9 protein-coding genes are annotated in these 12,253 nt (G+C 75.0%); 2 read left to right on the plus strand and 7 right to left on the minus strand.

Annotated features, from left to right (window positions below):
- Positions 1–208: 208 nt before the first annotated feature.
- The 6 genes from AB0N76_RS37215 to AB0N76_RS37240 form a co-directional block, all read right to left on the minus strand.
- Positions 209–1,567, minus strand: coding sequence for a VWA domain-containing protein (locus tag AB0N76_RS37215; protein WP_363565120.1), 1,359 nt, complete (start codon positions 1,565–1,567; stop codon positions 209–211).
- Between the two features lie 316 nt (positions 1,568–1,883).
- Positions 1,884–3,254, minus strand: coding sequence for a PP2C family serine/threonine-protein phosphatase (locus tag AB0N76_RS37220; protein ID WP_363565122.1), 1,371 nt, complete (start codon positions 3,252–3,254; stop codon positions 1,884–1,886).
- A 3-nt stretch (positions 3,255–3,257) separates the two neighbouring features.
- On the minus strand, positions 3,258–5,828 hold the full coding sequence (locus AB0N76_RS37225) for a tetratricopeptide repeat protein (RefSeq protein ID WP_363565124.1): 2,571 nt from the start codon (positions 5,826–5,828) through the stop codon (positions 3,258–3,260).
- 5 nt (positions 5,829–5,833) lie between these two features.
- On the minus strand, positions 5,834–7,219 hold the full coding sequence (locus tag AB0N76_RS37230) for a hypothetical protein (protein WP_363565126.1): 1,386 nt from the start codon (positions 7,217–7,219) through the stop codon (positions 5,834–5,836).
- Positions 7,220–7,349: 130 nt separating this feature from the next.
- Entirely contained in the window at positions 7,350–8,339 is a 990-nt protein-coding gene (locus AB0N76_RS37235) for a glutamate ABC transporter substrate-binding protein (protein ID WP_363565128.1), read from the minus strand.
- 16 nt (positions 8,340–8,355) lie between these two features.
- Positions 8,356–9,750 carry a hypothetical protein gene (locus AB0N76_RS37240; protein ID WP_363565130.1) on the minus strand — a complete coding sequence of 465 codons (1,395 nt, stop codon included), beginning with the start codon at positions 9,748–9,750 and terminating at the stop codon, positions 8,356–8,358.
- Positions 9,751–10,021: 271 nt separating this feature from the next.
- Here AB0N76_RS37240 and AB0N76_RS37245 point away from each other — a divergent pair, with 271 nt between their 5' ends.
- The gene (locus AB0N76_RS37245) at positions 10,022–10,597 is read left to right on the plus strand and encodes a nucleosidase (protein WP_363565132.1); all 576 of its coding nucleotides are present in this window, start codon (positions 10,022–10,024) and stop codon (positions 10,595–10,597) included.
- Between the two features lie 82 nt (positions 10,598–10,679).
- Here AB0N76_RS37245 and AB0N76_RS37250 read toward each other — a convergent pair whose 3' ends face one another.
- On the minus strand, positions 10,680–11,189 hold the full coding sequence (locus AB0N76_RS37250) for an RICIN domain-containing protein (RefSeq protein ID WP_363565134.1): 510 nt from the start codon (positions 11,187–11,189) through the stop codon (positions 10,680–10,682).
- A gap of 245 nt (positions 11,190–11,434) precedes the next feature.
- Here AB0N76_RS37250 and AB0N76_RS37255 point away from each other — a divergent pair, with 245 nt between their 5' ends.
- Entirely contained in the window at positions 11,435–11,959 is a 525-nt protein-coding gene (locus AB0N76_RS37255) for a DinB family protein (protein WP_363565136.1), read from the plus strand.
- Positions 11,960–12,253: the final 294 nt, after the last annotated feature.

The following is a 12,253-nucleotide window of genomic DNA, read 5'->3' on the forward strand; positions in this document are numbered from 1 at the left end:
CGCCCCCGGGGCCCCGGGGGCGCCGGGGAGCGTGCCGGGCGGCGGCGGCACCGGCTGCGGCGGCGTCATCGGAAAACCGCAGAAGTCGCACCAGTCCTCGGCCTGCGACTCGTGGCCCCTCGGGCAGATCGGCATCAGGTCCCCCCTCAATTCCCAGCCGGCCGGGGCCGGGCCCGGCCGGTTCGCGGCCCGGTCGGCGCTTCGGCGGTCACTTCTTCACACGGACGGTCACGGTCGACTCGGTCTCGACGAGCATCGCGTCGGCCTTGCTCACGTGGTTACGGAACCGAACGGTACCCTCTTTCGCGTCCACCACGTCGACCACCTTCTGGAGCAGCTTGTAGGTGCCCTCGTTGCCGGACGCGTGCGCGATCCGGACGGCGGCGCCGAGCTTGGCGGTGGCCCGGTGGACGTCCCCGAGGCGGTGCGCCTCCATCCCCTCCTGGATCGACGCGGCCAGCTCCGCCTGCCCGGTGTAGTGGGCGACCTGCGGGCTGATCCGGGTGGACGAGGCGAGGTCGTCCGTCCAGAACGCCTTGACCAGGCCCTGCGACAGCACCTCGGGCGTCCCCCCGGAGACCGAGGGCGGCAGCACCAGGCTGATCCGGGCGGCCAGCATCTCGTTGCCGACCGAGGCCGCCGGGACCTCCACGCAGACGTGGTAGTCGCGGCTCTCGTCGCCCCACGAGCCGGTCGGGTAGTCGCCGGCCCGCGGCCCGGCCTCGGCCCGGCGGGCGGTGAGGTCCTCCAGCGCGGGGGCGACCTGCTTGACGAACTTCACCGTCGCGTTGGCCGGCGTCCAGATCCGCAGCGCGACGTCGGCGACCTGCTTGCCCATCGCGCCGGCCATCATCGACCGGAAGTCCTCGGCCAGACCGGACGGCTCCGGGACCATGCCGACGGTGCCGAGCAGCGCGGAGGAGATCTTGCGCAGCTCGGCGACCTTCCAGTCGGTGCCGACGCCCCGGCAGTCGGCGGTGAAGCGGCCGCTGACCCGGCCGATGGCGCGTTCCAGGTCGGCGGCGGTCTCGTGCTCGTTGTTGCCGTCGGTCAGCAGGATGGCGTGCCGGATCGGGATGTCGGGGCGGGTCAGGAACAGCTGGTCGGCCTTGGTCAGCCAGGCGCCCATGGCGGTGCCGCCGGCCGCGGTGAGGCGGCGCAGCGACTCCTTGGCCCGGTCGCGGGTGTCCGGCGAGGCGATCGCGAGGGTGCCGTCGCCGGGGAAGGTGTCGCGGGCCTCGTGGGTGCCGGCGACCACGGCGAAGGCGACGCCGTCGCGGATGGTGTCGATGGCGGCGGCGGTGGCCTCGCGGGCCCCGCGCAGCTTGCTGGCCGGGTAGTCCATCGAACCGGAGCAGTCCACCAGGAGCACCACGGCGGCGGACTGCCCGTCGGCGCCGCCCTGCGCGGCGTCGGTGACGCCGAGCGGACGGCCGCCGGAGGTGCCGCCGCCGGTCGCGGTGACGGTGACGATGGCGTTCACCTCGCGGGCGCCGTCCGCGAGGAACTCGTTCTGGAAGATCTCCACGTCGAACCTGGGCAGGTTCGGCTTAGCCAGTGTTGCCATGGGCCGGTGGCTCCCGTCGGATGGTCGATTGGTGCGCGGGCGGTGGTGACTCGCTGGGTGGGGCGCCGCCGGGGGCGGCGGGTGGGGCGGGGTGGGGCCGGTGGTTCGGCGGCCGGTGCGGCCGTGGGCCGGTGGCTCCCGTCGGATGGTCGATTGGTGCGCGGGCGGTGACTCGCTGGGGTGGGGCGCCGCCGGGGGCGGCGGGTGCCTTGCTGTGGTGACTAGCTGGGTGGTGCCTTGCCGGACGGTGCTGCGCGGGTGGGCCGTCAGAGGGCCCGCGCGGGGTGCGCGGGCCCTGGGGGGTGGGGTGGCCGGGTCAGCGGGCCGGGGGCACGGTCGGGCGGGGCGGGACGGCGGGCGGCAGCGGCGGTTGCGGGGGCAGCGGGGGGACGGGCGGGAGCGGCGCGGCGGCGGAGCCGATCACCGGGATGTCCGGCAGGGTCGGGTCGTACTCCTCCTCGTCGCTCTCCCCGGAGCCGGAGCCGGAGCCGACGCCCGCGGCGCCGATCACCGGCAGGTCCAGGGCGGTGGCGGTCCGGCCGTCCTCCTCCTGGTACCCGTCCCCGGCCGCCGGACCCGCCGCCGGCGGGTCGATCGGCAGCACCGCGACGGTGATGTTGTCGTGCCCGCCGGCCGCGATGGCGAACTTCACCAGGGTCTGGGCGGCGGCCAGCGGCTCGGTCCGGGCGTCCGGCCGGACGAAGTACGCCAGGTCGGTGGCGGCCTCGGCGTAGTTCCACAGCCCGTCGGTGCAGACCAGCAGCACCCCGGGGACGTGCGGGGTGAAGTCGAGGGTGTGCGGCACGACCTCCTCGGCGTCCGCGCCGAGCCAGCCGGTGATGGCGTGGGCGCGCGGGTCCGCGTACGCCTCGGCCTCGCCCATCAGCCCGGCCTCGACCATCCGGGCGGCCCAGGAGTCGTCCTGGGTGAGCCGGAACGGCTCGGCGGAGACCCGGTCGTCGGGGATCCAGTAGGCCCGGGTGTCGCCCACCCAGCCGATGGTGACCCGGCCGCCGGCGGAGATCGCGCTGACGTAGGTGCAGGCGGGCGCGTTGACGTCGGGGCGCAGCGGCTTGGTGCCGTCGGTGGCGAGCGCGGCGACCGCCTCGGCCGCGTCGGCGATCGCCCGGCGCATCGCGGAGGTCGGGTCGGTGCCCGCCTCCAGCGAGCTGAGCAGGGACTCGGAGGCGGCGTCGACGGCGGTCTCGGAGGCCTGGTCGGGCCGGTCGGAGGAGGAGACGCCGTCGCAGACCACCGCGACCACGACCGGCTCGCCGCCGGGCAGCGAGCTGGCGGCGACGGTGAAGGAGTCCTCGTTGCGGTGGTGCCGCAGGCCCCGGTCGCTGACCCCGGCGACCCCGCCGAGCGCCTTCTCCATGTGGTCGCGGGGGCGCGGCTGGGCGCGGCCGCAGGCCTCGCAGTAGCCGTCGTGGGTGACCTGGTGGAGGCCGCAGTGCGCGCACGCGACCGCGCTCTGCACGGTCTGGACGGCGCCCTGGGCGGGGACGGCGGGGGTGTTGGGCAGGGTCGGCGGGTGGTCCTCGTCACCGGCCCGGGCGGCGGACCAGCCGGCCGGCATCGCGCCGGGGGCGGGCCGACCGTCCCGGCTCGCCCCGCAGGACCCGCAGAACACGTCCTCCGGGTCCATCGGCTCGGCACAGCTCTGGCACACGGTCTGCTGCGGCATCTGTCACACCCACGTCCTGGGGCGGGCACGGTTGGCCCGCTCCACCATCTCGATCCTGGTCTCGGCCCGGTCGGCCAACCGGGCGAGTACCCGGTAGGACTGCTCCAGGGCGAACCGCAGTTCCCGTTCCACCGCGGGCCGTCCCAGCACGCTGAGCTCGCCGGTCGTCCGGCCGAGGCCGGTCTCGCCGGGGGAGCCGGCGCTCACCCAGCCGAGTGCGGCGCCGAGCACCTCGACCGAGAGTTCCTCGCGTCGGCGGTCGTCCAGGCGCAGCGCGGTCAGCTGCTCGGAGCTCGCGCCGAGGTCGGCGCCGAGCGGGTCGGAGGCGGGCCGCTCGCGCAGCCGGGCCCGGACGGCGGCGATCCGGGCGGGGGTGTACTGGCTGGAGGTGGCCGGGACGGACTCCAGGACGGCGACCGCGCCGGCCCGGTCGTCGGCGGCGAGCCGGACCCGGGCCAGCCCGAAGGCGGCGCTCAGGTAGCTCTGGTCGGTGCTCCACACCAGGCGGTAGAACTCGGCCGCGTCGCCGCCGTCGCCGAGCAGTTCGGCGCAGAGGGCGAGGGCCAGCTTGGGGGCGGCCTCGCCGGGGAAGGCGTCGTAGACGGCGTCGAAGGCCTCGGCGGCGCAGCGCAGCGCCCCCTCGCGGGCCCCGGCCCCGGCGTCGCCCTCACCGCTGTCGGCGTCCGCGTCGGCGGCGGCGACCAGCGAGGACAGGCCCCGGTACCAGACCACCCGCCAGTCGTCCGGGTGGTCCTTCTCCAGTGCGGCGAGCGCCTCGGCGGTCTGCTGCGGCCGGCCGAGTTCGAGCAGGGCGCGCAGGGCGCGCAGCCGGCGCTCGACGGAGTCGGTGGGGGCGCCGTCGAGCGCGGTGAGCGCCTCCTCCGGGTCGGTGGCCAGCAGGGTGGCGAGGAAGCCGGCGTTGGGGTCGGTCGGGTCGACCCGCGGGACGGGCAGCGCGAGGGCGGCGGCGGCCGGGTCGACGGCGGCCAGCCGCAGTTCGCCGGGCCGGACCGTGGGGGCCACCAACTCGTTGTCGACGACGCGCAGTTCGGGGCCGAACAGGGTGGAGAGCGCGGGCCTGGCCCGGCCGTCCTGGAGCGCCAGGATCTCGCGCAGCACGCCGGTCAGCTGGTCGGCCATCTCCTCGGCGGAGCCGAACCGGCGGGCCGGGTCCGGGTCGGTGGCGCGGACCAGCAGCCGGTAGTAGGACTCGTACGCGGCGAAGACCGGGACGGACTCCGGGCCGGGCAGGCTCTCCCGGAAGGTGGTGGAGTAGCCCTGGAAGTCGAAGGTGAGGACGGCCAGGGTGCGGGCCACCGTGTAGAGGTCGGAGGCGGGGGAGGGGCCGTGGGTGGCGATCTCCGGGGCCTGGTAGCCGATGGTGCCGTAGATCGCGCCGTCGTCGTCGAAGCGGCGGACGGCGCCCATGTCGATGATCTTGAGCGCGTCCCCGCTCTGCAGCACGTTGTCGATCTTGAAGTCGCAGTAGACCAGCCCGCGGGCGTGCAGGTAGCCCAGCGCGGGCAGCGCCTCCAGCCCGTACGCGATCGCCTGCTCGACCGGCAGCGGGTCGCGCCGGCCGTCCTGGGCGCGGCGCTCGTTGGCGATGTCCTTCAGCGACTTGCCGCCGACGTACTCCATCACGATGTAGCCGTCGGTGGCGCCGGTGCGCAGGTCCGGGTGCTCGGCGAAGTTGATGATGCGCACGATGTTCGGGTGGTCCACCTCGGCGAGGAAGCGGCGCTCGGCGACCGCCGCCGCCAGCGCGTCCTCGTCCCCGGTGTCCAGCAGGCCCTTGAGCACCACCCACTTGTCGTTGACCCGCCGGTCCACCGCCAGGTAGATCCAGCCGAGCCCGCCGTGCGCCAGGCAGCCCACCACCTCGTACTGCCCGCCGACCAGGTCGCCGCGGCGCAGCTTGGGGGTGAACGAGTACGGGGTGCCGCACTTGGTGCAGAACCCCTCCGGGCGGCCCGGCTTTCCGCCCCGCTCCCGGCCCACCGGGGCGTCGCACTTGGAGCAGAACCGCTTGCGCTCCGGCACCTCGGGGTTGACCAGCACCGCCTGCGCCGGGTCGGCGGCCGGGACGGTCGGCACCGTCACCAGGCCGGCGCCGAGCCGGTGCCGGGCGGCGGAGGAGCTGCCCCGGGTGGAGCGCGCCGAGACCGAGCGGCCGCTGCCGGTGCGCGAGGAGCGGTGCGCGCGGGAGCGACCGGACAGTGAGCGGGAGGAGGCGCTGCGGGAGGAGCCGGCCCGGGCCGAGCCGCTCCGGGAACTGTTCCCGTCGGCGTCCCGGGAGACGAACACGGTGGCCGGGTAGGACCCGGTCGTGCCGCCGGGCGCCTCCGGTGGGGTGAGGCCGCACTCGTCGCAGTAGCCGTCCGGGTCGATCGCCCCCGCGCAGTCGCGCGGGCAGGGATCACCCGGCCCCGCGGCCGTTAAGGGTGCTGCGGTGACCGACCCGGTCCGCACGGAGGAGGTGCCCGCCGGGGCGAGCCCGCACTCCGCGCAGTAACCGTCCGCGTCGATCGTCCCGGTGCCGGTGCACTCCGGCCGTACGCACGTCTCGCCCATCACCCTCAGCCCCCCTGAACGTGTCCGTCGACAATCTGTCCGTCCGCGACCTGCCCGCCGGTGCCCTGCCCACCGGTTCCCGCTCCGGCGGCGGGCGGCTCGCCCGGCGGCCGCAGCGACTGCTGGAACCGGGCCACCGCGCCCGCCGCCGCCCGCAGATCGCACGGCGCGCTCCACAGCAGCCAGCGCGCCTTCTCGTACCGCTCCACCACTTCCGGGTCCTCGGCCACCCGCAGCCGGGCCGCCATCGCCTTGTACGCGTCGAGCCGCCCGCGCAGCTCGGCCCGGACGGCCAGCGGCTGGGTCACCTCGGTGAGCGCCTGCCGGGCCCGGGCCAGCTCCTTCGCGGCCGCGTCCTCCAGCGCGTCCAGCAGCGGCGCCAGTCGGTGCCACTGCCCGCCCTGCCGCAACTCCAGTGCCAGCACGATCCGTTCGCGCAGCGCCGAGGCCGGGCCCGGCACGGCCGGCACCTCGGTGGCGGCGATCTTCGCCAGCACCTCGCCGCGCGCCCGCCGGGCCTCCGCCAGCGTGGCGTCGGCCCGTTGCAGCAGGTCGCCGACGCCCTGCAACCGCTCCTCGGCGTCGTCGCGCAGCCGCAGCAGGTCCTCCAGCTCCAGCCGGACGCCGTCCAGCGCCCGCCCGGCCCGGTCGAACCGCTCGGTGTCCACCACCCCGGACGGCGTGGCCGGCGCGCCCCCGTCCGGCACCGTCCCGCGCTGCGCGGGCACCCGGGCCGGCCGCCAGAGCGCCAGCGGGTCGCTGCGGACCTCGGCCCGCAGCCCGCCCAGGTCGGCGTCCAGCGCGGCCAGGTCGTCGCCGAGCGGGTGCGCGCCGACGTGCACGCCGAGCGCGCCGGCCAGCGTCTGCACCCGGCGCAGCTCGGCGATCAGCAGGTCGATCCGGGTGGGCAGCGCCGTCCAGACCGCGTCGGCGGCCGAGACCACCTCCAGCACGGTCGCGTACCAGGAGTTCATCCTCGTCATCAGCTCGTCCAGGCTGACCCGCTCGACCAGCCGGGCCGGTGCGCCGAGCCGCTGCGGGCCGTCCGGCGCGCCGCCGGGCACGGTGACCGCGTCACCGGTCAGCAGCTCGCTCAGCTCGGCGAGTTCGGGCCCGCCCGGCCGGCTCTTGCGGGCCCGCACCGCGCGGGCGGAGGCGAGCGCCTCCGCGTAGCGGTCGAACAGCGACCACAGCAGCGGCAGGCCCTGGCCGACCACCGACCAGCGCTCCTGGGTCCGCCCGCTCAGCTCGGCGCCGTCGAGCAGCCGCAGGCCCGGGTGGTCCTGGAGCGAGAGCAGCGCGGACTCGACCGCGTCGCGCTCCGCGCCCAGACGCGCCAGCGCGCGGTCCACCTCCTCCCGGCTCAGCACCGGGCCGGACGAAGCCGCCATCGCTCTCTCCCCTCCTCCGCCTGCTCGGTCCCCCGGTCATCCACCCCGAGGGAATTCGCCCCGACCCTAGCGCGCGTTCCCGCCGCCCGGTCGGGCGCCGTCTTCCGAGAACCGTCGGTACCCCCGGCCGTCACCGCGGCGTCGGCCAGTAGTGGTCGGCGTCGTTCAGCAGGTACGGCTTGAGCCAGCGGTCGTACGTGCCGCGCCAGGCGCCGCTCGTGTAGTAGTCGTTGAGCACCTGGTTCACCCGGGCCGTCAGGTCGGTGCTCGTCTTCAGCATCGCGATGCCCATCACGCCCGGCCGGACCTCGCCGTCCACCACCCGCACCGTCTGGTCCTGCGCCGCCTGGCTGGCCGCGAGGACGTCGTCCGTCATCGTCGCCTCGACCTGGCCCAGTTGCATCAGCACCAGGCAGTCCAGGTTGTTCTCCGGCGTGACGAGCTTCTTCAGCGGACGGGTCTTCAGCTCCTCCAGCGCGGAGGAGCCAGCCGCCGCGCAGGCGGTGGTGCCGTTCAGCGCCTCGTCGAGGTTCTTCGCCGAGGAGGACCTGGGCACGATCACCCGCTGGCTCATGGTGAAGTACGGCCGCGAGAACGCCACCTGCTCCATCCGCTCGCAGCTGATCGTCATGGTGCGCACGATCAGGTCGACCCGGCCCTCCTGGATGAACTTGATCCGGTCGGCGGTCGGCACCGACTTCAGGATCACCTTGTCCGGGTCGCCCATGATCGCGGTGCCGACCGCCCGCGCCAGGTCGATGTCGAAGCCCTCCAGCTGGCCGTTGTTCGGGTTGCGCGCGCCCCAGCGGTAGCTGTTCAGGTCGATGCCGATCACCAGGCTGCGCTTGGCCTTGATGGCCTTCACCGCCGGGCCGTCCTCGCCGCTCGGCGGGACGCTCTTGTACAGGTCGCACGGACCGGCCTGCTCCGACTGACCCGACTGCTCCTGCCGGTCCTGCTGCGCCAGCACCGGTGCGGCCGCCGGCGCGGACGGCGCGCCCTGCGGCCCGCCTGCGCCGAGCACCAGCGCGCCGGCGGCCAGCAGCGCCAGCGCCGCCGTCGTCCGGGTCGCCCGCCGGACCGGATGCCTCCGCCGGACCGCGTTCGTGTGGGTGTCCATCGTTCCCCTGCCCCCTCTACCGGTACTCGGCCAGTCGCCGGCCGAGGCCGCCGAGCGCGGCGGCGGCGGCCACCAGGCCCAGCACCGCGACCGCCGCGGCGGCGTCGCGCAGGTCCTCGTCCACGCCCAGGGCCGCGCCCCGGAACAGGCCCTCCTCCAGGCCGGCGGCCTTCGCCAGCTGCTGGTCGGCGGCGTTGAACGCGGCGTCGGCCGTCTTCGCCGCGTCCGCCTCCTTGACCGTCACGGTCGCGTCCAGCGCGCCCTGGTAGTCGCCCTCCTTCTCCAACTGCCCGGCCGCCGTGTGCCGTTCGCCCCACTGCTGGTAGTCGCTGCGGGCCTGGTCGACCGCGCCCCGGGCGTCCGGCGGCGCCAGCCGCAGGGCGTCCGCCAGGGTGCCGGTCGGGCCGCGGCCGTCGGCCTCGGTGGTGAGCAGGTGCTTGGTGGTGGTGCCCCACAGCTCCGCGTACTTGCCGCTGGAGCCGCGCGCCACGTAGTGCAGGTTCTCCGCCAGCCGGGCGGTCAGCACGTCCACCCGGGCGGAGTTGAGCACCCGCAGCGGCTGCGCCCCCTCCCGCTCGCCGCGCCGCAGCGCCGAATCGGCGCCGGTCGCGGCCACGGTCAGCCAGAGCACCGAGGCCAGCACGGCGGCGCTGGCGCCCAGCAGCCCGATGTTGAACACCCGGTTGGTCCGCCGGAACAGCATCAGCTGCACCCAGCCCAGCGCCGCCAGCGCCAGCACGCCCAGCACGTACCCGGCCCACGGGGTGGCCCGGGCGTCCGCCAGGTCGTCGGCCAGCTCCTTGTTCTCGGCGGCCGACAGCTCGGCGGCGATCGGCAGCAGCACGGTGCGCATCTGCTCGGAGGCGTACCGCAGGTAGGCGCCGCCGAGCGGGAAGCCCTGCCGGTTGTTCGCCCGCGCGGTCTCCACCAGTCCGGCGTACACCGGCACCTGCTGGTTGAGCTTGGAGAACGACTCCCGGATCGAGGTGGAGGCGTCGGTCCGGCCGACCGCCTCCGTGATCAGCTGGGAGGCATAGCGCAGATCCTGTTCGTAGCGCTCCCGGACGGCCTTCGGCTCGGCTCCGGCCAGCAGGAAGCCGGTGGCGGCCGTGGCGTCCGCGTCGGCCAGCGAGCGGTTGATCTCGGCGGCCGCCTGACTGGCCGGCTGGCTGGTGTCGACCACCCGCTCCGCCGCCCCGGCGCGCGCGTCCAACTGGACGGCGGTCAGCCCGCCGAACGCCAGGGTCAGCACCGCCAGCAGTGCCCCGACCAGGCGCAGCCGTCCCGGCGCGGTGCGGGTGGCCCGCCCCAGCCGGGCGACCGGCCCGCCCCCGCGGACCGGCGCCGCGGGGGCGCTGACCCGTCGCGGCGCGAGCGCGCCCGGCCCCTCCGTACGTACCGGTGTCGCCACCAGCCTCACCCTCCCCTGTGGCCCGCCCCCCGTGTCCGGGGCCCGGCCGTTGCCAGCAGTATGGCCGTCACTCCCCGCGGCCACACCCGAGTTGCGCCGATCTTGAGCTGCCGTACCACCGACCGCCGCTCTCCTCAGGGCTACGGAGCGGGCGGCGATCGGGTCGACGCGGGATCCACCCCCTACGGTTCCCGGTCCGTCCGAAGGGCGGTCGTGGTGTCCGGTTGTGCCGGTCCGGTGGCGCGGGCGCCCCCTCCGTACGATGGGCGCCATGCGCCTTCTGGGAACGATCTCCGCAGACCGTCCGCTGCTCGTCGTCGCCGTCCGGGAGGAGGCCGCCCACCTCGGCGACCACCTGCCGGTGCTGCTCACCGGCATCGGCAAGGTCAACGCCGCCGCCGCGCTGGCCACCGTCCTCGCCCAGGGCCCGCACCCCTCCGAGGTGGTCAACCTCGGCACCGCCGGCGCCCTGCGCCCCGGCTGGGAGGGCATCCACACCGTCACCGAGGTGCTCCAGCACGACCTCGACAGCCCCGCCCTCTTCGCTCTCACCGGTCGCACCTACGGCGCCCCGCTGGTGGTCGGCAAGGGCGCCGGCCCGGTCCTCGCCACCGGCGACCTCTTCGTCTCCGACCCGGCCGCCCGCGACCGCCTCGCCGAGCACGCCGACCTGGTCGACATGGAGGGCTACGCCGTCGCCACCGTCGCCCACCGCGCGGGCCTGCCGGTCCGCCTGGTCAAGCACGTCAGCGACGAGGCGGGCGACAACGCCGGCCACACCTGGCGCGAGTCCGTCGACGACTGCGCCCGCGCCCTCGCCGACTGGCTGCACGCCCAGGGCTGGTGACGGTCCGATCGCAGGGGGCCGAACGGCGAGCGGGGCCGGTGGCGGATGTACCGCCACCGGCCCCGCTCCTTCGGTCGCCCGGTCAGGCCTGCCAGATCTGGTCGAGGTAGGGGCCGCACCAGTACTGCATGGCGACAGTGCCTTCGGAATTGCCCTGGGCTGTCAGGCACTGGTTGCTGTTCACGTTCCGGTAGGTCACCGCGCCGTTGCGGCCCGGTTCCAGGACGGCCCGCCACTGCTGGTCGGCCAGGCCGGTGCAGGAGTAGGTGAAGGCCTGCGCGCCGGGGTTCTGCCCCTGGACGGTCAGGCAGCCGCCGTTGAACTTGTTGCGGATCTCGCCGGTCTGGCCGGCCGAGGGGACATACCAGCTCTGGTCGTCGTAGTTGCCGCAGGTGGTCAGCGACGCCAGGCTGCCCATGCTGCCGTTGGCGAACACCACCAGACAGCGGGGGGCCGAGACCAGGGTGGCCAGCCCGTAGTGGCCGGGCGGGTTGATGACGCTGTCGCCACTCGCCGAGGCGGGCGAGGCGGGGAGGACAGCGGTCAGCAGGGCGGCGAGCAGCGTCAGCAGCCCGAGGGTCTTCTTCGTCACGGGGTGGTGCCTCCCTCTTCCTTTGGTACGTCCGGTCAGTGGGTACTTCGTGGGAAGAGCGTGGCCACGGCTCCGGGCCGGAACGCTAGCAGCGTGGTCAGCAGCGGGGCAGCCGGATGTTTCGTGGACGTGTCGTCATTTTGTCGCGACATAAGGACAATTGGCGATCGTCCGTATTCGGTCAATCTGACGGACGGCTGGCCGAAGGGTGACCGCGCCGCCGCTCGGCCCCTACGCTGGCGGCTGTGACCGACGAAACCATCGAGACCGCGCCCAAGCCCAACGACCTCCGCCCGCCGGGGATCAACGCCGACGAGCACACCACGCTGCTCGCCTTCCTCGACTACCTGCGGGCCTGTGTGATCGCCAAGGTGGAGGGGGTCCCGGACGAGGACGCCGCGCGGGCGGGGGTGCCGTCCGGGACCAGTCTGCTGTGGCTGGTGCGGCACCTGACCGTGGTCGAACTCAACTGGTTCGTCTGGGCCTACCGGGGCGAGGGGGCGGAGCCGTTGAACTCAGACACGCCGACGGCCGGCGGGGCGACGGTGGCCGGGGCGGTCGCCGCGTACCGGGAGGCGATCGCCCGCGCCAACGAGGTGATCGCCGCCGCGGCCGGCCGGCTGGACGTCCCCGGGGCGCGTTCGCTGCGGCCCAACGCCGAGGCTCCGTCGATGCGTTGGGTGCTCGTCCACATGATCGAGGAGACCGGCCGGCACGCCGGTCACGCGGACATCATCCGGGAGACCCTGGACGGTTCGGTCGGCCGCTGACCCGCCGTCCGGCGGGGGTGGGTGATCCTCCCGCTGACGGGCAGTGGAATACTCCCCCGCGCAGTGCCTCGGCGCCGCTCCGGCGGCGCCGAGGCGTTTTCATACAGGGGGAATACAAGTTCATGTCATCGTCAGGTAGTAATTCCGGCCGTCGCCATGCCGTGCGGACCGCGCTCGGGGCCTCGGCCCTCGCGCTGACCCTGCTCACCCACGGCGCGCACCAGGGCCGCCACGGCGCTCTCCGGCGCCATCTCGACCAGGCCACGGCGGCGCAGGTGCTCCGCCACCTCGCCG

Origin of the sequence: Kitasatospora sp. NPDC093806 (assembly GCF_040683335.1) — a bacterium.
GTDB lineage: Bacteria > Actinomycetota > Actinomycetes > Streptomycetales > Streptomycetaceae > Kitasatospora.